This window comes from Micromonospora sp. U21 (assembly GCF_018070045.1).
Classification (GTDB): Bacteria; Actinomycetota; Actinomycetes; order Mycobacteriales; family Micromonosporaceae; genus Micromonospora.
Genome location: NZ_JAGPYK010000005.1, coordinates 41001 through 65097, shown reverse-complemented (window position 1 = coordinate 65097; position 24097 = coordinate 41001). Strand labels below are relative to the sequence as shown.

23 protein-coding genes and 2 pseudogenes are annotated in these 24097 nt (G+C 69.1%); 19 read left to right on the top strand and 6 right to left on the bottom strand.

Going from position 1 to position 24097, the window contains the following annotated elements; all coding sequences use genetic code 11:
- The first annotated feature begins 2 nt into the window (after positions 1–2).
- The 3 genes from KBX63_RS08425 to KBX63_RS08415 are packed head-to-tail and all read left to right on the top strand — an operon-like array spanning position 3 to position 3510.
- Positions 3–1052 (top strand): ABC transporter permease, encoded by a 1050-nt coding sequence (locus KBX63_RS08425; protein WP_210910359.1) that lies wholly within the window; start codon positions 3–5, stop codon positions 1050–1052.
- Positions 1049–2053, top strand: a complete 1005-nt coding sequence (locus KBX63_RS08420) for an ABC transporter ATP-binding protein (protein WP_210910357.1) — start codon at positions 1049–1051, stop codon at positions 2051–2053. The genes KBX63_RS08425 and KBX63_RS08420 overlap by 4 nt, the downstream gene beginning before the upstream one ends.
- Positions 2054–2097: 44 nt before the next feature.
- Positions 2098–3510 carry a GH1 family beta-glucosidase gene (locus KBX63_RS08415; protein WP_210910355.1) on the top strand — a complete coding sequence of 471 codons (1413 nt, stop codon included), beginning with the start codon at positions 2098–2100 and terminating at the stop codon, positions 3508–3510.
- A 359-nt stretch (positions 3511–3869) separates the two neighbouring features.
- Here KBX63_RS08415 and KBX63_RS08410 read toward each other — a convergent pair whose 3' ends face one another.
- Positions 3870–5132 (bottom strand): ROK family protein, encoded by a 1263-nt coding sequence (locus KBX63_RS08410; RefSeq protein ID WP_210910353.1) that lies wholly within the window; start codon positions 5130–5132, stop codon positions 3870–3872.
- A gap of 678 nt (positions 5133–5810) precedes the next feature.
- Between KBX63_RS08410 and KBX63_RS08405 the strand changes: the two genes are divergently transcribed.
- Positions 5811–6491 carry a thioredoxin family protein gene (locus tag KBX63_RS08405; protein ID WP_247661995.1) on the top strand — a complete coding sequence of 227 codons (681 nt, stop codon included), beginning with the start codon at positions 5811–5813 and terminating at the stop codon, positions 6489–6491.
- Between the two features lie 36 nt (positions 6492–6527).
- On the top strand, positions 6528–7046 hold the full coding sequence (gene msrA / locus KBX63_RS08400; RefSeq protein ID WP_210910349.1) for a peptide-methionine (S)-S-oxide reductase MsrA: 519 nt from the start codon (positions 6528–6530) through the stop codon (positions 7044–7046).
- 309 nt (positions 7047–7355) lie between these two features.
- Here the strand turns inward: msrA and KBX63_RS08395 are convergent, their stop codons facing one another.
- Entirely contained in the window at positions 7356–7793 is a 438-nt protein-coding gene (locus KBX63_RS08395) for a hypothetical protein (protein WP_210910347.1), read from the bottom strand.
- 230 nt (positions 7794–8023) lie between these two features.
- Here KBX63_RS08395 and KBX63_RS35075 point away from each other — a divergent pair.
- Positions 8024–8148: pseudogene (locus KBX63_RS35075) on the top strand (IS5/IS1182 family transposase); the annotation flags it as partial.
- A gap of 25 nt (positions 8149–8173) precedes the next feature.
- On the opposite strand, the gene KBX63_RS08390 reads toward KBX63_RS35075, so the two are convergent.
- Positions 8174–8746 carry a peptidoglycan-binding protein gene (locus tag KBX63_RS08390; RefSeq protein WP_210910345.1) on the bottom strand — a complete coding sequence of 191 codons (573 nt, stop codon included), beginning with the start codon at positions 8744–8746 and terminating at the stop codon, positions 8174–8176.
- Between the two features lie 330 nt (positions 8747–9076).
- On the opposite strand from KBX63_RS08390, the gene KBX63_RS08385 reads away from it, so the two are divergent.
- The 9 genes and pseudogenes from KBX63_RS08385 (at position 9077) to KBX63_RS08345 (ending at position 15640) form a co-directional block, all read left to right on the top strand.
- Positions 9077–11860, top strand: a complete 2784-nt coding sequence (locus tag KBX63_RS08385) for a BTAD domain-containing putative transcriptional regulator (RefSeq protein ID WP_307871663.1) — start codon at positions 9077–9079, stop codon at positions 11858–11860.
- A 114-nt stretch (positions 11861–11974) separates the two neighbouring features.
- Positions 11975–12298 (top strand): class I SAM-dependent methyltransferase, encoded by a 324-nt coding sequence (locus tag KBX63_RS08380; RefSeq protein ID WP_210910341.1) that lies wholly within the window; start codon positions 11975–11977, stop codon positions 12296–12298.
- A 177-nt stretch (positions 12299–12475) separates the two neighbouring features.
- Positions 12476–12958 (top strand): pantetheine-phosphate adenylyltransferase, encoded by a 483-nt coding sequence (coaD, locus tag KBX63_RS08375; RefSeq protein WP_307871645.1) that lies wholly within the window; start codon positions 12476–12478, stop codon positions 12956–12958.
- 72 nt (positions 12959–13030) lie between these two features.
- Positions 13031–13165 (top strand): annotated as a pseudogene (locus KBX63_RS36665) (S1 RNA-binding domain-containing protein); the annotation flags it as partial.
- A 28-nt stretch (positions 13166–13193) separates the two neighbouring features.
- Positions 13194–13514, top strand: coding sequence for a S1 RNA-binding domain-containing protein (locus KBX63_RS35070; protein WP_210910340.1), 321 nt, complete (start codon positions 13194–13196; stop codon positions 13512–13514).
- 249 nt (positions 13515–13763) lie between these two features.
- On the top strand, positions 13764–14039 hold the full coding sequence (locus KBX63_RS08360) for a hypothetical protein (RefSeq protein WP_210910338.1): 276 nt from the start codon (positions 13764–13766) through the stop codon (positions 14037–14039).
- Between the two features lie 172 nt (positions 14040–14211).
- On the top strand, positions 14212–14586 hold the full coding sequence (locus tag KBX63_RS08355; protein ID WP_210910336.1) for a helix-turn-helix transcriptional regulator: 375 nt from the start codon (positions 14212–14214) through the stop codon (positions 14584–14586).
- A complete protein-coding gene (locus KBX63_RS08350) occupies positions 14583–15089 on the top strand; it encodes an SRPBCC domain-containing protein (RefSeq protein WP_210910334.1) in 507 nt (168 codons plus the stop codon). Before KBX63_RS08355 ends, KBX63_RS08350 begins: the two co-directional genes overlap by 4 nt.
- Positions 15077–15640 carry a dihydrofolate reductase family protein gene (locus tag KBX63_RS08345; RefSeq protein WP_210910332.1) on the top strand — a complete coding sequence of 188 codons (564 nt, stop codon included), beginning with the start codon at positions 15077–15079 and terminating at the stop codon, positions 15638–15640. Before KBX63_RS08350 ends, KBX63_RS08345 begins: the two co-directional genes overlap by 13 nt.
- A 433-nt stretch (positions 15641–16073) precedes the next feature.
- Here the strand turns inward: KBX63_RS08345 and KBX63_RS08340 are convergent, their stop codons facing one another.
- Together KBX63_RS08340 and KBX63_RS08335 are read right to left on the bottom strand one after the other, a co-directional pair.
- On the bottom strand, positions 16074–16934 hold the full coding sequence (locus tag KBX63_RS08340; protein ID WP_210910325.1) for an RNA polymerase sigma-70 factor: 861 nt from the start codon (positions 16932–16934) through the stop codon (positions 16074–16076).
- Positions 16935–16943: 9 nt separating this feature from the next.
- Entirely contained in the window at positions 16944–17846 is a 903-nt protein-coding gene (locus KBX63_RS08335) for an NAD(P)-dependent oxidoreductase (RefSeq protein ID WP_210910323.1), read from the bottom strand.
- 435 nt (positions 17847–18281) lie between these two features.
- Here KBX63_RS08335 and KBX63_RS08330 point away from each other — a divergent pair, with 435 nt between their 5' ends.
- From KBX63_RS08330 to KBX63_RS35065, 4 genes are all read left to right on the top strand, one after another.
- Positions 18282–18854 (top strand): YcxB family protein, encoded by a 573-nt coding sequence (locus KBX63_RS08330; RefSeq protein ID WP_210910321.1) that lies wholly within the window; start codon positions 18282–18284, stop codon positions 18852–18854.
- Between the two features lie 425 nt (positions 18855–19279).
- A complete protein-coding gene (locus KBX63_RS08325; protein WP_210910319.1) occupies positions 19280–19711 on the top strand; it encodes a hypothetical protein in 432 nt (143 codons plus the stop codon).
- Between the two features lie 272 nt (positions 19712–19983).
- Positions 19984–21702 (top strand): arginine--tRNA ligase, encoded by a 1719-nt coding sequence (gene argS / locus KBX63_RS08320; RefSeq protein ID WP_210910617.1) that lies wholly within the window; start codon positions 19984–19986, stop codon positions 21700–21702.
- Positions 21703–21801: 99 nt separating this feature from the next.
- Positions 21802–22614: a phosphotransferase gene (locus tag KBX63_RS35065; protein ID WP_247661956.1), complete on the top strand. Its 813-nt coding sequence runs from the start codon at positions 21802–21804 to the stop codon at positions 22612–22614.
- Between the two features lie 271 nt (positions 22615–22885).
- Here the strand turns inward: KBX63_RS35065 and KBX63_RS08310 are convergent, their stop codons facing one another.
- The gene (locus KBX63_RS08310; RefSeq protein ID WP_210910317.1) at positions 22886–23257 is read right to left on the bottom strand and encodes an iron chaperone; all 372 of its coding nucleotides are present in this window, start codon (positions 23255–23257) and stop codon (positions 22886–22888) included.
- Positions 23258–24097: the final 840 nt, after the last annotated feature.

The window sequence follows — 24097 nt, the reverse complement described above, 5'->3', positions numbered from 1 at the left end:
CGATGACCATCTCACCGTCGAGCATCGAGCAGGTCATCCCCGGTCAGGGGGCGATGGCCCAGCCGTCGGCCGCGCCGGGCCGCGTCAAGCGGCGCCGGTTCCGGTTCATCGCCAACGCCAAGGCCGCGACCGGCCTGGTCATCCTGGGCATCTACTGCCTCTTCGCGGTGATCGGGCCGTGGGTGGCGCCGTACAACCCGGACGCGCGCAGCGGCGACGTGCTCCAGGCGCCGTCGCTGCGGCACTGGTTCGGCACCACCCACCTCGGTCAGGACATCTTCAGCCAGATCCTGGTCGGCGCGCGCAGCGTCATGGTGGTGGGCCTGCTCGCCGGCGTGCTGGCAACGATCCTGTCCATCCTCATCGGCGTGACCGCCGGCTACATCGGCGGTGCGGCCGACGAGGGCCTGTCGGCCCTGTCCAACGTGTTCCTGGTCATCCCCGCCCTGCCGCTGATCATCATCGTGACGTCGATCGTCGAGCAGGCCAGCGACACGCTGGTCGCGCTCATCATCGGCTGCACCTCCTGGGCGTGGGGCGCCCGGGTGCTGCGCGCCCAGACATTGTCCCTGCGGCGCCGCGACTACGTCGAGGCGGCCCGGGCCACCGGCGAGCGGCCGTGGCGCATCATCCTGTTCGAGATCCTGCCCAACCTCACCGCGATCATCGCGTCCGGCTTCGTCGGCACCGTCATCTTCGCCGTCATGTCGGAGATCACCCTGGCCTTCATCGGCATCTCGTCGATCTCGTCCTGGAACTGGGGCACCATCCTGTTCTGGGCCCAGGGCCAGCAGGCCCTCGCGCAGGGCGCCTGGTGGTGGTTCGTCCCGGCCGGGCTGGCCATCGCGCTGCTCGGCACCGCCCTCGCCCTGATCAACTTCGGCATCGACGAGTTCGTCAGCCCCCGGCTGCGCAGCGCCGGCAGGACCCGGATCCGCACCGCCGACGGCCGCAGCGTGCGGATGCGGGTCGGCTTCACCCCCGTGCTGGCCCCGACCCCGTCCGTCCCGATGCCACGGGCTGCCACCACCCGAGAGGACGTTGTGCGATGAGCGATCCGGTGCTGGAGATCCGCGGACTGCGCGTCGACTACGGGCTCGGCGACGCGGCGGTGCACGCCGTCCGCGACGTCGACCTGACCCTGCACCGGGGCGAGGTGCTGGGGCTGGCCGGGGAGAGCGGCAGCGGCAAGTCCACCCTGGCGTACGGGCTGACCCGGCTGCTGCCGCCGCCCGGCGTGGTCAGCGGCGGCCAGGTCGTATACCACCCGGTCGACGGCCCGCCGGTCGACGTGCTGACCCTCAGCCCGGCCGAGCTGCGGCAGTTCCGCTGGGCGGAGACCTCGATCGTGTTCCAGGGCGCGATGAACTCGCTGAACCCGGTGCACAAGGTCTCCACCCAGCTGCTCGACGTGATCAAGGCGCACGAGCCGCGGAGCACGGCGGCGAGTCGGCTGGCCCGGGCCCGGGACCTGCTCCGCCTGGTCGGCATCGCCGCCGACCGGCTGGACAGCTACCCGCATCAGCTCTCCGGCGGGATGCGGCAGCGGGTCATGATCGCCATGGCGCTGGCGCTGGAGCCACAGGTGGTCATCATGGACGAGCCGACCACCGCGCTGGACGTGGTGATGCAGCGGCAGATCCTCGGCCAGCTCGCCGAGCTGCGGGAGCGGCTGGACTTCGCGGTGCTGTTCATCACCCACGACCTGTCGCTGCTGGTCGAGTTCTCCGACCGGATCGCCATCATGTACGGCGGCCGGATCGTCGAGGAGGCGCCCGCCGCGCAGCTGTACGGGCGGGCCCTGCACCCGTACACCGAGGGGTTGCTGCACTCCTTCCCGGCGCTACGCGGCCCGCGCCGCGAGCTGACCGGCATCCCCGGCTCCCCGCCGGACCTACGGGCCATGCCGGAGGGCTGTGCGTTCCACCCGCGCTGTCCGAAGGCGTTCGACCCGTGCGACAAGAAGGTGCCGGCACTGGGAGCGCCGGTCGCCGACCCAGGCCGGGCCGTCGCCTGCTGGCTGCACCCCGCCGCCACGCCGGTCCCCCACTGACCTCCCTCCGTCCGACCGAACGACCCGCAACCGCGAGGAGAACCATGGACACCGACCTCACCCGCTCGACCACCACCGGGCAGGCCGACCCGATCGACACCCTCCCGCCGACCTTTCGGTTGGGGGTGGCGACCTCGTCGTACCAGATCGAGGGCGCGGTGGCCGAGGACGGCCGGACGCCGTCGATCTGGGACACCTTCTGCCGGGTTCCCGGGGCGGTGGCCAACGGCGACCACGGCGACGTGGCCTGCGACCACTACCACCGGATGCCGCAGGACGTCGCGCTCATCGCCGACCTGGGTCTGGACACCTACCGCTTCTCGGTGGCCTGGCCGCGGGTGCAGCCGGGCGGGCGCGGGCCGGCCAACCCGGCCGGGCTGGCCTTCTACGACCGCCTGGTGGACGAGCTGCTGGGCCGCGGGGTCGACCCGTGGGTGACGCTCTACCACTGGGACCTGCCGCAGGAGCTGGAGGACACGGGCGGCTGGCCGAACCGGGACACCGCCTACCGGTTCGCCGACTACGCGGAGCTGGTCTTCGGCGCCCTCGGCGACCGGGTGAAGACCTGGACCACGCTGAACGAGCCGTGGTGCTCGGCGATGCTCGGGTACGCGTACGGCAACCACGCCCCGGGCCGGCGGAACCTGGGCGACGGGATCGCCGCGGCGCACCACCTGCTGCTCGGGCACGGGCTGGCGGTGCAGCGGCTGCGTGCGGCGGCGGCCACCCCGATCGAGCTTGGCCTGACGGTCAACCTGTCCACCGCCGACCCGGCCACCGACAGCGCGGCCGACCGGGACGCCGCCCGGGCCGCCGACGGGCTGGGCAACAGGCTCTACCTCGATCCGGTGTTCCGTGGCTCCTACCCGGAGGACGTGGTGGCAGACCTGGCCGCCGAGGGGGTCCGCGTCCCGATGCGGGAGGGCGACCTGGAGGTCATCTCGACCCCGATCGACGTGCTCGGCGTGAACTTCTACTTCGGGCAGGTCCACTCCGGGGTAGATGAGCAGGGCCGGGACCGGGACGAGCACGGGAAGCCGGTGCGCCGGGTGATCCGCCGGGACCTGCCGCGCACCGCGATGGACTGGGAGATCGTGCCGGAGTCCTTCACCGAGCTGCTGGTCCGGCTGCACCGGGACTACCCGGGCGTGCCGCTGGTGATCACCGAGAACGGGGCGGCCTTCGACGACAAGCCGGACGCCGACGGGTTCGTTGCCGATGACGACCGGGTGGCGTACCTGACCGAGCACCTGCGGGCGGTGGCCCGGGCCCGGCAGGCCGGCGCGGACGTGCGCGGCTACTTCGCCTGGTCGCTGCTGGACAACTTCGAGTGGGCGTACGGCTACGACAAGCGGTTCGGCATCGTCCGGGTGGACTACGACACCCAGCGGCGTACACCGAAGCGCAGCGCGCAGTGGTACCGCGACACCGTCCGGCGGGTGCGCGGGGAGCGCTGACCCGGCCGCTCGGGGCGGCCGCTCGGGATCTCCCGGGCGGCCGCACTGGCGTCCACCGCACTCGCGAAACTCGTGTCGATAGCCGATCGTCATGGTGTCCGGTGTGCAGCTTCGGTACAACGACCGCGTCTACCCGACCCTGTGCAGCAGCAGGCCCTGGCGGACCTGAACGTCGCGTACCGGAACTTCTTTGCCTCACTGTCCGGCCGACGCGAGGGGCGCAAGGGTGGCGCCGTCACGGTGACCGCCACGGGCGAGCCGCTGCCGCCGGCCAAGGCCGAGGTGGGCCAAGCAGAAGTGGACTCTCGCGTCCTGAGCCGCGGCCGGGTCGGCGGCACTCCCGCCGCCGGCCCGGTGGCTCAGCGGGTCCGCGACCGGGGCCGCCGCGCCGTCAGCGCCGGCGTCAAGGTCACCCGGGCGGCCGGCTCGCGCGGCACGCCGCCGTCGCGCAGCAGCCGGGCCATTGGCAGGGTGGCCGCGCCCATCGCGACCGCGTCCGGTCCGAGTCGGCACAGCTCGATCGAGGTCTGGGCGTACGGCTGGCGCAGCGCGTGCCGCGCGGTGACCTCGCGGATCTGCGGCAGGTAGCGCTCGCCCAGGGCCAGGCCGGCCCAGCCGCCGAGCACCACCCGCTCGGGGTTGAACAGGTTCACCAGGTTCGCCACCCCGGCGCCGAGGTAGCCGACCGTCTCGTCGAGCACCTTGGCGGCGGTGCGGTTGGTGGCGCGCAGCAGTTCGCCGAAGGCCGTCTCCTCGTCGCGGCCGGTCGCCGGGCGACCGCGGTTGGCCTGGCGGAACCGGTCGAGCACCCCTTCCGCCCCGACGTACGCCTCGAGGCAGCCGAGGTTGCCGCAGCGGCAGCGGCGGCCCCCGTACACGATGGTGGTGTGCCCCCACTCGCCGGCGCTGCTGTGCGCGCCGCGGTAGCCCACGCCGTTGGCCATCACGCAGGCCCCGACGCCGGAGCCGACCAGGGCAACGACCGCGTGCCGGACGTCGCGGCCTGCGCCGAACCACATCTCGGCCTGGCCGAGGGTCTTCGCGCCGTTGTCGATGTGCACCGGGATGTCGGTGCCGGCGCGCAGCATGGCGCCGAGTGGCACGCCGTCCCAGCCGAGGGTCTGCGCGTGCACCACGGCGTCGGCGGCGCGCTCGACGGTGCCGGAGACGGCGACGCCGAAGCCGAGCACCGCCGCCGGGTCGATGCCGGCCTGCTCGATCACCGCGGTGAGACCGTGCAGCAGGTGGTCGGTGACCTGCCGGGGGTCGGGCTCGGCGGCGGCGATCGGGTACTCCGCCTTGGCGAGGGCGGTCATCGCCAGGTCGAAGAGTTCGACCTGCACCCGGGTCTCGCCGACGTCGGCTCCGACCAGGTAGCCGTAGCCGGGGGCGACCCGCAGCAGCACCCGCGGGCGGCCGCCGTCGGACTCGACCAAGCCGGCCTCCTCGACCAGGCCCTCGGCGATCATCTCACCGACCAGGTTGCTCACGCTGGCCAGGCTCAGCGCGGTGGACTGCCCCAGCTCGGGGCGGCTCAGCGGGCCGTCCAGCCAGATCCGGGTGAGCAGAACCGACCGGTTGGCGCGACGCATGTCGCGCACGGTGGTGCGTCTGGCGTCCACGTCCGCCGCCATCCTCTCCCGGCCGCCCCGGCGGCCTGCTTCACGCCGTGAACCAAGTGCTGACAGATTACTGCGCATTCACATTTAACAAAGTTAACTGTCAGCCTCCGGCGCATTGACCATGAGGTATGTCATGCGACTTAGACGTGGGTTGATCGCCGCGCTCGGCGGCGTCGCGCTGCTCGCTGCACCGGGCTCGCCGCCCCGCAAACCGCCCCGGTGGCCTGCTCCGCGCCGGCCTAGGCTAGGTCGCGTTTCCGTCGCGGAAATCGACGTCGACACCGCCTACGAACACCACCGATGGCGACACCACGTCCGCTACCTACGCCCCCGCCTCGACCTCACCCCCGCCGACGTGCCACCGTCCAACGGTCAACGTTGAGGCCCGGTACGAGGACGCGCAGCCCCCGCATGTCGCAGCAGACGCATTCCGGTTCGGGTTTCGCCGCCCCTACGCCCTCCGGACCGATGAGCGCGGCGGCCGCACGTGAGATCGGTGCCGCTTTTCAGCGCTTGACGCGGGCCTTGATCCTCGTAGCTCCGCATGGTGGTCGCCGGAACGGGAAGGTCAGGGTCGCCAGCAGGACTGACCGAGGAGGATGCGCCATGACGGACACACGGGGCACCAGGTCTGGTAGCGCCCCGCCGCCGACCCTCGGCGGCTTCGCAGTCGTGGAGATGTTCACCTCCCAGGGCTGCAACAGTTGCCCTCCCGCCGAGGACGTGTTGTCCGAGATCGACCGCGACGCCCGGGAGCGGGGCGAGCCTGTCTACGCGCTCGGGTTCCACGTCGACTACTGGGACCGCCTGGGCTGGGCAGACCCGTTCGGCGCCGAGGCGCACACCCTGCGCCAGGAGGCGTACGCGCGGGCGCTCGGCTCCCGGGGGTTGTACACCCCCCAGATGATCGTCAACGGCGCCGTTGAGTTCGTCGGATCCGACCGCCGGCAGGCTTCGTCCGCGATCAGCGCGGCCCTTTCGAAGGCGGCGAACACCACACCGCTCGCGCTGTCGTTGCAGGATGCTCCCGAGGGCACGGGCGATGGACGCCGGGTCGTGGTGGAGTACCAGGCCGGGCGACTGCCACAGCCGGCCGCGTTCAACATGGCGGTCGTGGAACGTGGCCTGGAGAACGAGGTACCCAGAGGCGAGAACGCCGGGCGGAGGCTTCGGCAGGACAGCGTGGTGCGCGCCTTCACGTCGATTCCGATGAATGTTGGGCGCGGACGGGTCGACCTCGAGGTGCCGCCAACTCTCGATCCTCGAAAGGCCTCGGTGGTCGGCTATGTCCAGAACGACGGCGACAAGTCCATCGTCGGGGCTGCGTCCGTCGATCTGGCGGCCGGACGACGGACGTGATCGTGCTGTCGAGCATCCGGATGGGAGGGCGAAACGATGACTGACACGACTGAGATGGCGGTTCTGGCCGGCGGTTGCTTTTGGGGGATGCAGGACCTTATCCGGAAACGCCCTGGCGTGCTCGCGACCAGGGTGGGATATACCGGCGGGGATGTGCCGAACGCGACGTACTACAACCATGGTTCCCATGCCGAGGCGATCGAGATCACCTTCGACACTGCCGAGGTGTCCTACCGGGACATCCTCGAGTTCTTCTTCCAGGTTCACGACCCGACCACGAAAGATCGCCAGGGCAACGACGTGGGAGTCAGCTACCGGTCAGCCATCTTCTACACCGACGACCAGCAGCGGCAGGTCGCGGAGGACACGATCGCCGACGTCGACGCCTCGGGCCGGTGGCCGGGCAAGGTGGTCACCGAAGTTAGTCCTGCCGGCCCGTTCTGGGAGGCCGAGCCGGAACACCAGGACTACCTGGAGCGGAACCCCGGCGGATACACCTGCCACTTCGTTCGGCCGGACTGGAAGCTGCCCCGCCGAGGGGGGAACGCTGCGTAGTGGCTACGGCCGTGCGGCCGGCTTCCTCGACGGAGGCGAGCCGTGATCCGCGAATGTCGGCTCCGGTCAAGAGCGAAATGCTGTCATGAGTACGTTTCACCCGTCCCGGCGTTTGCAACAACCCATGAAACGCGATCGGTGCGCGACACTCGCCGTGCGTCGGCGTGTTTCGTCACGGCGCCGACGGTGGGTCGGGCGGTATCCGGCGGATCGTCCGGTGCGGCCGAGGACGCGGGTCTGCATGTCGTCCACTCCAGAGACCAGGAGTGGCCCGCCCCCCCGGGCGGGCCACTCGCGATGCTCAGCCGGTCAGACCGCCGGGTTGGAGTAGGCCTTGCGCCGGAACGCCGCCTTGGTCCCCGCTCCGGCGATGCCGTCGATGACACCGGTGTAGCCGTTGAACTTCTTCAGGTTGGCCTGGAGCGACACGATCGTCCCGGGTCCCACGATCCCGTCGATGGCACCCCTGTAGGGAGAGGGCTGGTCGGGCCAGTTAGCCAGGTAGCGCTGCATCGCCTTCCAGCTGTTGGTCCCGAGCACCCCGTCGATCGCGCCGTTGTAGCCGTACATGGTGAGGATCCACCGCTGGATCCGCTTGGCACCCTGTTTGTCAAGGCCGAGGTTGACCACGGCCGCGCTCGCCGGCCCTGCGAAGCCGACCATCGCCACGCCGGATGCCGCCACCGCCAGCAGCCCGCCTCGGAATAGCCCGCGACGCGAGACGCCGTTGCGCTTGCTCTGCTCCACGCTCTTCCCTCCATTGTCGGGAGTCTTCTCCCGGCTCGGCGCACGAGCCAACCCGGATCGTCTATGTCGAACGATCCGAGTTTCAGCGCGCGGTTGCAGCTTTGACTTGCCGTTCGTTCGAGGGTGACGCGCCTACGGCGGATCTTGGCCACGATCGATTCGGAGGTGGCCGTTCACACGAACGGCTTCGGGTCGCCGTTGAGTACGCGCAGGTACTCCTCGATCGCCTTGACGTCGTGGAACGCTGCCTCAAGCGACTCAAACAGTGGCGTGACCTGGCCACCCGCTACACCAAACGGCATCCCTCTACCGGGCCAGCCTCGTCCTCATTGCCGCCATAATCTGGCTTCCATGATCAACAGGACAGGGCCTGGGCGAGGTCAGCAGGTGCGGGAGTTGTAGGCGGCCCAATAGGGGCCGCCACTCTGAGGCGGGTAGAACCTGTAGTTTCCGTCAGGCGAGCGCTGCAGGACGAATTGGTGCGAGCCGTACGGGCTCCTCGAACCCGTTGCCCCGTGGTACACCACATACAGCCACCCGTTCTGGTTGTCGTGCTGCACGAGCTTGTCGCCAGCCTTTGTCCAGCTGTTCCGGCCTGCTGAACCGTCGGCGGCGAGGCCCTTGTCGCGCTGGAAATTCCTCGTCGCGGCATCGGTCTGGTCGCCGAAGACGCCGTCGACCCCTGACGAGGGCAGGTAACCATTTGCCCAAAGAATGGTTTGCCACAGACAGGCGACGTTCGAGCTGCGGTGCGTGGTGACGTTGACGACGCCCTCGTCATCGAAGTCGTCGGACACCGCGCCGCTGCCGTAGATGTACGCCCTGCCGGTGTAGGAGCCACTGGCCGCGGCCGGCGTGGCGAGCGTGACGTTGATGCCGATGGCCAACACCGCGCCGGCTGCGGGGACAGCGGCCTTCTTGAGTACGCGACGGACGGAGTGGAGCGAGGACATGCATCTCCTTTGGTTGAGACCCATTTCGGGGGCAAGGGTGGTGGCCCGACGGGCGGGGCCCGGTTCGGTCGACGCCCACGTATCCCGCAGGGCGCCTCGATTGAGTTGCCGTTTCCGCCGTAGCCGTAGCGGTGCCGGCGTCATGGGGGTGCTTCGGTTGGGGCGGTGAGGACGGTAGAACGGTACGGTGGGTCACGTACAATCGGCGCACAACTGGCGTATAGATCATCTACTCGCCCGCGTCATCCGGGTGCTGTGCGCTCAGTGACAGATGGCAGCGCCCACATGTGAGGTGCCTGGTTGCGTTTCGAACTCCTTGGCCCGTTCCGGGTGTACCACGAAGGACGGTCGGTTCGGCTGGGCTCGGTGAAGCAGCGTCTCCTGTTGGCCACCCTGCTGCTGCGCCCGAATGAGGTGGTCGGCACCAACGAGTTGGCCGCGATGCTGTGGGGTGACGAAGAGCCGGCGTCGGCCGCCGCGAACCTGCGCACCTATGTGCGCGGATTGCGGCACGCGCTGGGCGGTGGGGCGCCCTGGGATGGGATAACCGCTGTGGCCGGCGGCTACCTGCTGCGGGTGGGCCAGGGCGAGCGGGACCTGGACCTGTTCGACGCCGCGGCGGCGCGGGGCCGTGCAGCTCTCGCCGCTTCGGATCCGGACCGGGCCGAGGCGGAACTCTCCGCCGCGGTGGACCTGTGGCGTGGTCCCCCGCTGTCCGACCTGCCGCTGCGCTCGGCGCTGGCTCGACGGGTGGCGCAGTTGGAGGAGCGCCGGCTGCTCGTCGAGGAGGACTACGCCGAGGCGGTGCTGGCGCTCGGCGCGTCGGCCGACGTGGTACACCGGTTGCGCGGCCTGCTCGACCGGCACCCGCAGCGGCAGCGGGCGTGGGGTCAGCTGATGGTGGGCCTGTACCGCATCGGTGACGTTGCCGGCGCACTGGATGCCTTCCGCCAAGCTCGACAGACGTTAGCGGAGGAGACCGGCCTCGATCCCACGCCAGAACTCATCAAGTTGTACGACGACATCCTGCATCACAGTCCGGGACTGGCAGCGCAACCGCCATCGGGGCCGGACAGGCCAGCGCCGGGCACGGCAGTGGGGCCGCTCATTCAGCGTCCCGAGCAACTGCCGCGTGCGGTGCCGGAGTTCGTCGGCCGCAGCGCCGAGCTGGCGAGGCTCGACGCGCTCCTGCATGGTGCGGAGGGGCCGACGAGCGTGGTCATCTCCACGGTGTCTGGTATGGCCGGAGTCGGCAAGACCGCCCTGGCGTTGCACTGGGCGCACCGGGTGGCCGACCGCTTTCCAGATGGTCAACTCTATGTGAACCTACGCGGCTACGACGAAGCAGACGCGGTGTCCCCGCCCGACGCCCTGTCCAGCTTCCTCGAAGCGCTCGGCGTGCCCCATATCCGGATACCCTCCGGCATGGAGGCCCGGACTGGTCTCTATCGCAGCCTGTTGGCCTCCCGCCGGATGCTCCTGGTGCTCGACAACGCTCGCGACTCCGCCCAGGTGCGCGCCTTGCTGCCCGGCGCGGGCGGCTGCATGGTCGTGGTCACCAGCCGGGACCGGCTCGGAGGCCTGATCGCCGCCGAGTGTGCCACGCCGTTGACACTGGACGTACTCAGGGCGGAGGAGTCGATGAGCCTGCTCGCGAGACGGCTCGGGGCCGGCCGACTCGCCTCCGATCCGGCCGCTGTGGCCGACATCATCGAGGCCGCTGGTCGGCTCCCGCTGGCACTGTCGATAGTGGGGGCGCGCGCCGCAACCCATCCCACGTTTCCGCTCGGCGCGATCGCCGCCGAACTGCACTCAGCCGAGGCGAGGCTGGATGCGTTGGCCGACGGCGACGTCCGGCGCGTCTTCTCTTGGTCGTACCTGGCCCTGGGAAAGGACGCAGCCCGGCTGTTCACCCTGCTGGGGCTGCATCCGGGCCCGGACCTGACCGCCGCCGCGGCCTCGGCGCTCGCTGGCGTGTCGGCTGCGGCCGTCACGCCGCTCCTGCGGGAGTTGACCCGGCTCCATCTGCTGTCGGAGCACGCGCCCGGCCGGTACGCCTTCCACGATCTTCTGCGCGCCTACGCGGCCGAGCTCGCACAGTCGGCGGAGCGCGGCGACGAGCGCGGCGCAGCCCGACAGCGCCTGTACGACCACTACCTGCACGCCGCCTATCCGGCCGCACTGCTGCTCCAGCCGCAGTGGCCCCCGATCGAGCCGGTGCCGCCGCTGCCCGTACCGGCCAGGCAGCCGGTAACCGATCATGACGGCGCGCTCGCCTGGTTCACGGCAGAGCACCGGCTGCTGATCCGGGTGGTCCGCCAGGCCGCCGAGAACGGCTTCGAAGCCTACGCCTGGCAGATCGCGTGGGCGTTGAACACCTTCGTGGCACCGCGCGGCCTGTGGCAGGACCAGCTTGCCATCCAAGGGGTCGCGCTGGCCGCCGCAGAGAAGATCGACGACCTCGTCGGTCAGGCCGTCGCCAACCGGCTGCTCTCCCGCGCACTGACCCGACTCGGCGACCACGCCACGGCGGAGTACCGGCTGAAGCGCGCGCTTGAGCTATACGAACGCCTCGGCGACCCGACTGGTCAGGCCCAGACACTGCACAACTACTGCGAACTCCGCTACCTGGACGGCCGGCTCGACGAGGCGCTCGCACACGGTCGCGAGGCGCTGCGGCTCTACCGGCTGGTCAACAACCATGCGGGGGAAGCCCGGACGCTCAACGCGATCGGTTGGCTGCTCGCCACCACCGGCGACTATGTCCAGGCCATCGCAAGCTGCACTGAGGCACTCGCCCAGCAACGACGGACCGACGACCGCAACGGCCAGGCCGCCACGCTGGACAGCCTCGGCTTCGCCTACGACCGCCTCGGTGAACGCGACCGCGCGGCCGACTGCTACGAGCAAGCAGTCAAACTCTTTCGCGACTCTGCCGACCGGTATCACGAGGCGGAAACCCTCATCCGACTCGGGGACACCCGGGAAGCGATGGGCGACCGGAACGCTGCCGCTGCCGCTTGGCGCCTGGCCGCGCGGATTTACGAGGACGTGGGCGATCCCGCAGCCGAGGAGGTCCGCCGCCGCCTCGAACGTCTGGTTCCGGCCGAGTAATAGGTAGGTATGCCGTTTGCAGATAAAGATTGTTCTGCGACCTGGCGCTTGCCGCGGGCCTGGGCACCAGCGTCGGCGACATCGGCTGCGGGACGGGACGCGTCGCTGGTAGGCGTGGTTTGCTGGTACTCCCTCATCTTCCTGGCGCCGGCCGATCGACAAGCGGCCTTCGGTGAGCTGTATCGCGTCGTCAAGCTGGGCGGCTATCTGGTGACCGCCTTCCACGCTGGGAGCAGTCAGGTCCGACGCGCGGGCCGCAGCACCAATCTTGGCGTCGAGTTTGACCTTTACTGGCAGGCCACGGAGGAGACGGAACGAAGCGTTACCGACGCTGGCTTCACGACTGTCTTCTGGGGCGGCGTCCCCGCCGATGGGCCGGACAGCGCCGCCCAGGGGTATCTGCTGGCCCAGAAACCTGATGCCGATCCACCGCGTTGACGCGCACACCCGCAACTCCGCACGACCGGGTGCCGACTTGATCCGTTGTGGTGACAGTGCGTAGCTGTCGGTCGGCGGCAGATCAGGATGTCGGCGGTGGTCGACGGTGACGACAAGCCAAAGTCGGGTCGGCACATGTACGGCTGGGATGATCGCGGCCATGTGGTGGGAGTCGCGGTGACGGCTACGTCGGATCGTGGAGTGGCGCCGGTACGCGGTTCGTTGGCGGTCTATCCCGGTACGTTCGATCCGTTCACCCCGGGGCACCGCGACCTGGTGGCCCGTGCTCGGGTGATGTTCGACCGGGTCATCGTGTTGCTGGCGGTGAACGCCGACAAGCAACCAACCGCGGAGGCCACGGCCAGGGCCGTACGCGTGCGCGACGCCATGCCGGCGGCCTGGGGCAATGTCGAGGTGGACACCTGGACCGGCCTGACGACTGCCTACTGCCTACGCCTCGGTGCCACGGTCATCGTCCGTGGCGTGCGCACGGCCGCGGACCTTCGCTACGAGTACCAGCTCGCTGCGATGAACGAGCAACTCGGCATTCAGACCGTCTGGGTGCCGGCCCGCCCGCAGCTGGCCGCCACGTCGTCAACGGTCGCACGCGCCTACCGCTCGGCACAGTCGGCCCGTCCGTCACATAACACTGAGGAGTGACGCCCGGTCGGCGGCAAAAGCGTTCACCTGGTCAGGAGCCGCAGACCGCTACCTCGGCTATACAGTTCTGCCGTGTCTGTACGCGAGCCGAAGCGCGGCACGGTGGTGCGCGGAGTCATCTCAGAGATCCACAACTTCGGCGTCTTCGTGCGTCTCGACGGGGATCCGGCCAGTTCGCCCGGCACGGGGTTCATTCGGATTCCGGAGCTGACCTGGGATTACTTCTCCTGCCGAGGTGGTGCACGCAGGCGAGCAGGTCTCCGCCGAGGTGCTCGACGTCAACGTCACTCGTGGACAGGTGCAGCTGTCGCTGAAGGCGTTGCAGCAGGATCCACTGGTCCAGTTAGCGGACCGGGTCGGTCAGGTACTGTCCGGGCCGGTCGTCAAAGTGATGCCGTTCGGTGTTTTCGTCCGCGTCGCGCCGGGCATCGCGGGGCTGCTTCACGAGTCAGTTCTGACCCGGGAGCCAGCGATGGGAGAGATCGTCACCGTCACGATCGCCGAGGTGGACCGGCCGGGGCGCCGAGTGCGGCTGGAGCCCGCGTCGACGCGTTGATTGGTGGCCCACTACGAGCCGCTCGAATCAACAACGTCGACACCAACGAAACCCACACCACGCGCGGATCGCGGCGATGCTTTGGACGAGAACGGACTCGCGTTCGGCCAGCTCCAGCCGCAGTACCGCCGACAGCGGCTGGGATAGGGCCTGTCCGATGTCAGGCAAGCCGGGATGCCGACGGACCGGTGGGATTTGAACGCCCTGAATCCAGCTAGCGGCAGCACCCGCAGGACGACAAATTGCACCATGATCGACTACCGTTGCTCGGGCTGCGGCCAGCGCTATGCGGCCTATCTCCCAGAACATGCCGATGATCGCTGCTACCTCTGTGCCGCCAAGGCCACCTGGGAGTCGCTTCCGCCAGAGACGCAGCGGGCGATCGATGCGGCCATCACTCGTGGAGCGATACCTGGTCTCCTCGCGATGCGAGAAGCGGATCCGCCGATCCTGCTGCCCCAGGCCATGGACGTACTCCAGTTTCGCTCCTACGCCGGGCCGGGTGACGCACCGGTTGCCGAGTAGCCGCCTTACCTTGGGTAGCGAGCGATTCGCGGCAGAAGCGGACTCCGTCTTGCCGCAGGTCGTTCGGCGGCACGTCGGCGGCGGGACCGAGCCGGCCCGGCGGCCCATTCGTTGACAACATCGCTCGCGTCTCAATACGCTTAACATGATGGTTAAGTGAAGGGAGCTTCCGATGGCTGGCACCGATTATCTCAGCGCGGTGTTCTCGGCGCTCGCCGACCCGACTCGACGGGCGATCCTCGCCGAGCTGGCCGAACGCGACGCCACGGTCACAGAACTCACCTCTCCTCTGTCCATCTCGATGCCGGCGGTGTCACGGCACCTGAAAGTGCTCGAACGCGCCGCGCTCATCTCGCGGTCGCGGTCGGGCAAGTGGCGCGCGAGCCACCTCGAGGCTGCCCCGCTGCGCGAGGCGGCCGACTGGATCGAGCGCTACCGGCGGCTCTGGGACTCGTCCCTCACCCGCCTCGATGCCCACCTCGCTGCGGTACAGGCCGCCGGACGGGCAACGGACCGGATGGTCGACGACCCCAGGGAGATCGAATGAGAACGGAAACTCAGCAGCTCGTCATCTCGCGTGTGTTCGACGCGCCGCGGGAGCTCGTCTATCAGGCCTTCACCGATCCCGACCACCTGGGGGCGTGGTGGGGCCCGATCGGCAACTCACTGCCGCGCGACGAGATTGAGTTCGACGTGCGCCCCGGCGGCTATCAACGGTGGACGGAGGTCAATGCATCCGACCCCGGCCTTCGCGTGCACATCCACGTCGACCTCACACACGTCGCCGACGGTGAACTACTCGAAGGCGTCATGCACGTCGGTGGCCGGCTGCAGGAGGGCATCGAGCCGTTCGAGACGAGACTCCGGGTCGAGTTCCACGACGAGGCTGACGGACGGACGCGACTGGAGATCCGCCAGTGGCTCCCCGAACATCTGGCGCACCCCAGCGAGGAGGGTTGGCGCCAGGCGTTCACCAAGCTGGACGCCACGCTGATGAATATCCAGGCTGTTGCAGCTGATCATCGAGAGGTAGAGGCATGGCAAAGCTGATTTACGTGACGAACGTGTCGCTTGACGGCTACATCGAGGACGAACGCGGCGCGTTCGACTGGTTCCCAATCGGCGACGAGGTATTCGCATTCCACACCGACCTCCTGCGGTCCGTGGGCACGCTTCTCTACGGGCGGCGCCTGTACGAGGCGATGGCCCTCTGGGAGACCGACGCCGCTCTGGCCGTGCAGTCCGACCTCACGGCCGACTTCGCGAGCGCCTGGCAGGCGGCGAGCAAGGTCGTCTACTCCACGACCCTCGCCGCGGTGTCAACCGCCGACACCCGACTCGAACGCCGTTTCGACCCCGCCGCAGTACGCGAACTGAAGGCCACGGCCAGCAGCGATCTCACCGTGGGAGGCGCCAACCTCGCGACCCAGGCTTTCAAGGCCGGGCTGGTCGACGAGTGCCAGCTGATCGTCCTGCCCATTGTCGTCGGCGGAGGCAAGCCCGGGCTGCCGACCGGCATGCGCGCCGACCTCGAGCTCCTCGATGAGCGCCGATTCCGAAACGGCGTCGTACACCTCCGCTACCGCCCTCTCGGACAGTGACCGACAGCCCTGTCCGATCGCCGGCGCCTGCATGACACGCGGAGCACTGACGACTGATTCGGCCGGATGAGGCCGCCCATCACGAACTCGGGTTGCGTCAAGTCGCATTATGCGCAGGCGTCAAGCGCCACGTCGGGACGACGGTGGCGACAGCGAACCTCAGTCCGGGGAATGCCCCGAGAACGACCCGCCTTCATCTATCCGTCGGCATGCCAGCCGCACGCTCGCCGACCGCTCCCGACGCACCCGCTCATCGGCCAAATCCGTGCGTAGAGGGCGACGTGGCCGTGTTTGCGGTGGCCGACCAGGTCGCTGGCTGGTCAACTTACCGCTTGTCGGCGTACTCGTTGATGTGGCTGGCTGAATGGAACGGTGATCCGGAACTGTTCCGTTGAGGATCATCTTAGGTTCATGATCGACGGGGGAGGTGGGATCAGCGGGTGAGGCCCCGGAGCTTGTCCGGGTTGCCCTGCATGCGTACGCCGGTGATCCGCTCGCCGTCGAAGTCGAGGCAGATCGCCCCGGCCGGTTGCCCGTCGGCCAGGCCGAGGAGGCCCGGCCCGCCGTTGATCTCAGTGATCACGAGCCGTGCGTTCTGCGTCTCCGGCTTGGCGAAGACCCCGAGCAGCCAGCGGGCGACGTTGTCGGCGCCTTCCAGCGGCCGGCGGGCCGCGGTCACCTTGCCACCGCCGTCCGACCAGCAGATCACCTCGGGCGCCAGGAGTTCCATCATCGCGTTCAGGTCGCCTCCCGCACAGGCCTTGCGGAACCGGTCCACTGCTTCTCGGCGTACGTCTTGGTCGACGTCGAAGCGAGGCCGGCGGGCCGCGACGTGCGCACGCGCCCGGACCGCGGTCTGCCGCACCGCGACCTCGGACCTGTCCAGAATGGATGCGACCTCGGCGTGGTTGTAGCCGAAAACGTCGTGGAGCAGGAAGATCGCGCGTTCGGCGGGGGTGAGCGTCTCCAGAACGACGAGCATCGCCATCGAGATCGACTCGGCCATCTCGGCCTCCTGGCCCGCGTCGGGCGCGGTGAGCACTGGCTCGGGCAGCCACGGCCCGACATACGTCTCGCGGCGGGCGCGGGCCGAGGTGAGTTGGTTGAGCGAGAGGTTGGTGACGGTCTTGACCAGGTACGCCCGGGGGTTCGCGAGCTGGCCGCCGTCGACGTCGCGGCACCGCAGCCAGGCCTCCTGCAGGATGTCCTCGGCATCGGCGACGCTTCCCGTCATCCGGTACGCGACGTCGAAGAGCAGCCGCCGATGCTGAGCGAAGACCTGGCTATCGATCATGGGCACAGGCTAGTGACCGAGCGCCTGCGCCCGCAGCCCGTCCAGCACCGTCGCGTACGCGGGCTGCCACCCGAGCTCGCGGCGGGCCTTCTCGCTCGAGACCCGCATGGTGACGCCGAGCATCAGGTGCATGTAGGGCGCGACCGCCATCATCCACGTGGGCACGGTGAACGGCTTGGGTGTGCCGAAGGTCTCGGCGATCGCCCGGATCATCTCCCCGAAGCCCATGTGGTCATCGACGACGTTGTACGCCTCACCGGGCCGGCCGCGATCGATCGCCGCGACGACGGCGGCGGCAGCGTCGGCCAGGTGCGTCCACGGCGAGATGTGACCGTGGTCGTTGAACGCCGGCAGTTGTCGCTTCCGCAGCATGTGCACCATCGTCTCGGTGCCCCCGGGCCCGTAGAAGAAGCCGAATCGCAGTGAGATCGCCTCCAGCCCCGACTCCCGGGGCAAGCGCTCCTTCTCCCGCATGCCCTCCAGGTGCCGGTTGATGCTCGGGTTCGTCACGGACGCCCCGAACTCGTCGGCCTCGGTCAGAACGCGGTCGCCGAAGTCGCGGTAGCCGTAGCCGACGGCGACGTTCTCGCCGATGAAGCGGCGTACGCCCGCAAGTTTGGCCGCCTCGATCAGGTTTGCGGTCCCGGTGACCCGCAGGTCGTCGGTGCCGAACATGCCCTTGTGCGTCATCGGCGGCTTGCGCAACGCGGTCGCGGCGTGCACCACGACGTCGGCCTTGATCCCCTCGAACGCCCGCAGCAGTCCGTCGCGGTCGAGCAGGTCGGCGCGGATCTCGTTGCCCTCGCCGCGGCCCACGCCCAGCACGGTGTGCCCGGCGTCGGTCAGCGCCTCGCGGATGTGCCGGCCGAAAACACCACTGGCTCCGGCCACGATCACACTCTGGTTCTTCATCTCCGTCATGGCCATGGGACAAGACGGCCTTCCGATCCGTGACATACCCGGGCGTGACCCCGGTCACTCGCGTCCTCCACTCCGGGCCTTGAATTCCAACAGTGAGAGGATCTTGTGGCAGCTCGATAGTCGTCTCGGTGCCGAGTTGGCGATGCAGGTTGAAAACGCCCACGGGAAGCTGTGGCGACGCCTCAGTCGGTGCACCTCTCATCGACATGATCGAGTGCACTGTCATCGGCACGACCGGGTGCCGGCTTGATCCGGTTGTCGTGAAACTGCATAGCGCGCGGTCGGCGGATGATGAGCGGACGCTCGATCTGAGATTCTCGATCGACGTGTGGGCCGCAGCTTCACGTTTCGGCGCGTCCGGCCGATGGGGACCGCAACGGTCGGCTGCGAGCCACGACGCGATCCGTCCCAGTATGGTATTGATCCATGTTGCCCGAGCCTGCCCCGGCGGACCCGATTCGCCTTGACTACGCCCTGACGCACGATGATCTGCGCGACGGTGTCGCGGCCCAGCAACGCCGCGGGTGGGTTCGCTGGCTTGTTCCGATTCTGGCGGTTGCCGTGCTGGCCGCAGTCGTCACAGGACTCGTCTCCGCCGAGGTGTGGGAACTCCCGGCGGATGCTGTCGCGATCGTGGTGGGCGTGGTACTGGTGCTGGCAGCGATCATCGGTGGGGTCGCCGTCCTGTTGGTCCGGCTCGCCCTGGCAGCGATGTATCACTGGCAGGCGCACCTGCTCGTGCGGGGAAACCCGTGGCTGTCCCAGCCGGTCCAGGCCACGGTGACCGATACCGGAATCCACCTCCGGTCCGCGACCGAGGATGCAGCGATCGCCTGGTCCCACCATCCGTTCTACATCGAGACCGACCGGTCGTTCGTCCTGCTGGCGTCGAAGGGCCTCGGCGCAATGTCGGTGGTGCTGCCGAAAAGTGGGCTGGTCGAGGCGGACCCATCGCAACTGCGCGCGATGCTCGCCACCCACGTACGCGAACGCCCCTGAACTGCGCTGCGATACGACATTCAGTCCAACATTTCGTGCTGGCTCATTCCGCTCGTCACAGGATCCACAGGTCGTGCTGTCGACCCCCAAGCCCGTCGTCCGACCCGTATCACGTCCCCCGTTGCTCGCGAGTGCGAAGGCGCTGCTTCCAGGGTTTAGGGGCGGGATCCGGTCGCTACCGTGGTCGCGGCGGCGACCAGCAGATTCCTGAGCCGGGTATGCGGGAAATGCTCCTCGATCTCCGCCGGCGGTGTTACCCGTGTGCTGTAGAAGGAGGCGGCGTCGTGGTCGTCGTCTTGTTCGGCCCACAGGTTTCCTCGACGGCCCGGAGGACCTGTGCTGGTCTACCCGTGGCACGACGGCACAGTTCTCAACCACGCCACCACGCATGGCTCGGACCGGGCCGCACTTGCCCGGTTCCAGCAGTGCCCCTTCCCGGCGTCGAGGCAGCTGTCACCACGATCCTCGACGCGCACGTCGCCATCACGGCGGCCGGCCACGTCGCGGTCGACCTGTATGACGGCTGCTTCCTCTACAACTTCGACAGTCGACAGATGTGGCTGATCGACCTGGACGAGTACCGGCCCGGCCCCTTCACCCTCGACGCCGGCCGCCTGCCCGGATCCCGCCGCTACATGGCCCCGGAAGAGTTCGTCCGTGGCGCCGTCATCGACCAGCGGACCCTGCTTTACACGCTCGGCCGCACCATCCAGCACCTGCTCGACACCCCAGGCGGCTGGCGAGGCTCCCCGGCCCAAAGTCGGCTCGCGACCCACGCCGCCCGGCCGACACCCGAAGATCGACACCCCGACGTGGTGAAGCCGGTCGCCGCGTGGCGATCCACGTGCTCGGCCTGAGACGGGCTCTGGTCGGCCTGGGCAATGGCATTGCGCAGCCACCGGCCCGGCCGGTTAGGCTGATGGCATGACCAGCTCGCACGCGTTCCCGACGACGTCCTCCGACGTCCTGTTCGGCGCGCTGCGACGCCGGCGGTCCAACGACCGCCTGCGCTGACCAATTTTGTCTGCGACCGGCGGATCGAGCCGCCGGTCATCGTCGATCGTCCTCGGTCCGCCCGCATCCTCATCCGGTGATCCGCCCCGCGGATCCGAGCGAGATCGGCGTACCCATGGATCTGGAGAAACTGCTGACCGACCGGCTGGCGCCGGCGTTCGCGACGGTGGCCGGCGTACCGGTGGACCCGGTTGTGCGGCGCTCCCAGCGCGCGGACTTCCAGTCTGACGCGGCGCTGGCACTGGCCCGGCGGCTCGGCCGGCCGCCGCGCGCGATCGCCGCCGAAGTGCTGCAGCACGCCGAGCTGGCCGACCTGTGCAGTGTGGCGGAGGTCTCCGGGCCGGGCTTCCTCAACCTGACCGTCGCCGACGATGCCTTGGCCGGGCTGGTCTCCGCTCTGGCCACCGACCCGCGGCTGGGGGCGCCGGTAACCGCCGAACCGGAGACTGTAGTGGTCGACTACTCGGCGCCGAACGTGGCGAAGGAGATGCACGTCGGGCACCTGCGGTCGACGGTGATCGGCGACTCGGCGGCCCGCCTGCTGGAGTGGCTCGGGCACCGGGTGCTGCGGGCCAACCACCTGGGCGACTGGGGCACGCCCTTCGGCATGCTGATCGAGCACCTGCTCGACCTGGGCGAGGCCGAGGCGACGCAGGAGCTGCCCACGGGTGACCTGGACTCGTTCTACAAGGCGGCCCGGGCCAAGTTCGACGCCGACGCGACATTCCGCGAGCGGTCCCGGCGGCGGGTGGTGGCCCTGCAGGGCGGCGATCCGGCGGCGCTGCGGCTGTGGCGGCTGCTGGTGGAGCAGTCCAAGCGCTACTTCCTGACCGTGTACGACCTGCTCGACGTGACCCTCACCGAGCGGGACTTCCACGGCGAAAGCAGCTACAACGACCTGCTCGGCCCGGTGGTCGAGGACCTGGACCGGCTCGGTCTGCTGCGGGAGAGCGACGGCGCGGCCTGCGTGTTCCCGCCCGACTCGATCGGCCGCGACGGCGAGCCGCTACCGCTGATCGTTCGCAAATCCGACGGCGGGTACGGCTACCCGGCCACCGACCTGGCGGCGATCCGGCACCGGACCGGCATGTTGGGCGCGACCCGACTGCTGTACGTGGTCGGGCTACCGCAGCGGCGGCACTTCGAGATGGTGTACGCCACCGCCGCGCAGGCCGGCTGGCTGGCCCCGCCGGCCCGGGCCGAGCACGTCGGGTTCGGGTCGATCCTCGGGCCGGACGGGCGGATGCTGCGCAGCCGGGCCGGCGGGTCGGTGAAACTGGTCGGGTTGCTGGAGGAGGCGATCGCCCGAGCCACCGCACTGGCCCGGGAGCGCAACCCGGAGTTGGGCGAACCCGAGGCGGCCGAGGTGGGCCGGGCGGTCGGCATCGGCGCGGTCAAGTACGCCGACCTGTCCAGTGACCGGCACAAGGACTACGTGCTCGACTGGGAACGGATGCTCTCGCTGGACGGCAACACCGCGCCCTACCTCCAGTACGCGTACTCGCGGATCCGGTCGATCTTCCGGCGGGCCGGGGTGGCGGCCCGGCCCGAGACGGGAATCTCGCTGGCCGAGCCGGCCGAGCGGGCACTCGCCTTCCAGCTGACCGGCTTCGGCAGGGTCATCGACGAAGTGGCGGAGAACCTGGAGTTCCACCACCTGACCGGATACCTGTACCGGCTGGCCGCCACGTTCAGCACGTTCTACGAGCGGTGTCCCGTGCTGCGGGCCGACGGACCGGTCCGAGAGAGCCGGCTGGTGCTCTGCGACCTGACCGCCCGGGTGCTCCGGCAAGGGCTCTACCTGCTCGGCATTCAGACCCCAGAACGGATGTGATCAGGCACGTGATCACAGGTTCGGCTCGCGGTATGAGCGGATGGCTTGGGGCCGCGCCGCATGCGCTGGAGCCCGCCGCCCATTGCGCTTTCTGCCACCATGCTGACCATGCCGAGTCCTCCACGTTCCTCGCCGTCCGCCGTGCCCGTGGGGGCCAGGCTGGCCGCCGCCACCCTGGGGCTGATACGAGAACCGCTCGTGTCGCTCGGCGGCACCACCGGGTCCGCTTGGGCGTGCGGTGCCGACGTGCTGCGTATCGGCAATCCGGCGGACTTGCGCCGGGAGGTGCTGGTCATGCAGGCCGCCTCCCGCGCAGTGCCTGTGCCCGAGGTCCTGGCAACAGCGGAGTTCATCGACGACCAACAACGACCCCGAGCGGTTCTGCTCTTGACGCGTTTACCGGGACGTCCCGCTGCCGACCTCGCCGATGTGTCACCGGCTCGGGCTCACTGCTGGGGCGACGTTTGCGGGCACCTGCACGCCGCCCTTGCCACGGTGTCACCGCCGCCGGGACTGCGTGCCGCGCCAGCTGTTCCCACGTCGCAGGCAAGCGCAACGCACAGCTTGCTTCACCTGGACCTGCACCCGCTTAACGTGCTCGTCACCGAGGCTGGCGACGTCAGCGGCGTTCTGGACTGGGCCAACGCCGCCGCAGGCCCGGCGGTGCTGGACCGGGCCCGCACCTGGTCGATCCTCACCCTCGCCCCTGAAGTCCTGTCGCTCCGAAATGAGCCTCGCAGCAAGGCGCTGCTGCACGGCTGGACGCGCTCCGCCGGGTTCGAGCACCTACCGACGGCAGCCAGAGCGTGGGCGTGCCGGTTCATGCTTGACGACCTTGCGATGCGTTACCCCGCCTCTCGCCTCGACCACATACGGCAATACCTGACCGACGATCTCGGCGTCGGCACCTGAACAATGCGCCATCCGCTCTTTGGCATGTCCGGAAGGCCACCGGACCAGCTCGGCGTGACGCTGCATAGGGCGCGGATCGCGGCAGATGTGTGCGTCGCAACCTGCCGCGCGAACGGCTCTCCGGGCAGCCTGGCGATCGGCCGTGACGCTGTCTAGGAGTGACTGTCTTGCGGCGAGGCAGGCCGAGCCACGGCGCCAAATCCAGGCGTGCTGCGGCTCCAGCACACTCACGTTGCCCAGCTGGAAGCGATCTCACCACTTCAGGACACAGTCACATCCACAGCACACCCTCGTCCTCGTGCTCGCGCACCCGAAACGCGATCATCCGGCGCAGCAGGTCGACCGGCACAGGTTGGCCGTACGGGAGTTTGACCGTGCCCTTGCCGGTGGCAAAGCCGGCGAGGTCGGCATCGAACTCGTTGCGAGTGCTGGGCGTGAAAGCGACGCTCACGTGTTTAGCGTGACCGCTCACCATAAGAAGTATCGTCCCGGACGGGTGCACCCACGCCGGATAACCCCACTTGATCGCCTCGCTCGCCTGAGGAACCGCCTCGTGGGCCAGTGCGCGCAGCTGCTCAAGCAGCTCGCGGCCCGGCCCGCTGAAGCCCTCGATGTACTCGTCGACCGTCTGAGCCCTGCCCATCGCGCCAGTGTGGCACGCTCAGCTCCGCGCCCCAGGTACGCGACGCCGACGAGTTCACATGCCGTTTCGTCTCACTGCTTGACGGTTTCGACGAGACATCCTGATGTCGGCAGGACCGCGCGTCGGCCGCCACCGCACGCCCGTCACGCACAGCGACGCCCGGCCGCCGGCATGAGTAGCCCTGTGTCATCCATGAAGGAGCGGGGCCGGTCAAGGCTGGGGTTTTGACCTGCTGACGTTGATTCTTCCGTTTTCGGCAATGGGTTTCGGGCAGGCGTGTGTGCGGTGCCGGGGTCAACGGCTGGGCCGTAGGCCCACCCCGCAGGGGCTTGGCCTTGACGCCGGCGCCGTGCGCGCCATGCTCGTGATGCCGGAAGGCGTTGTGCGTGGTCGCGTCACCAGGTTCCGAGTAGATTGTCTGGCGATTGCGGCGTTCCGCGAGCCGACCGTGTGGGGCGCCCACCGTCCCTGTACACGAGGTGCGCTGTCCGATGCTCCGGCAGGCCAGGAGGCGTTGCACGAAAGTCCTGATCTCGATATCGCTGATGGGTCATGCCGAAATGGCTGTGGATCTCATCCGACAGGTATCGGCGAGATCGGCCGCGCCGGCACCGCCCGTTTCGCCCAGAGCGGCTCGATCATCCAGGCGTCTCGAGGGCGTGCCCCGCTGGCGCGGCAGCCGCACTGACGGCTGCAGGCATGGCTGCCTACCGGCGACGGGATCTGGGGGCGTGACTGACACCACTCCGCGCAGTTTCTCGATGCCCGATTGTGGCGTCAGGGCAGCGATTCGGGACCGCCCGGCGCCGTACGCCCGCACCTCGTATCGGCCTGCTGGGC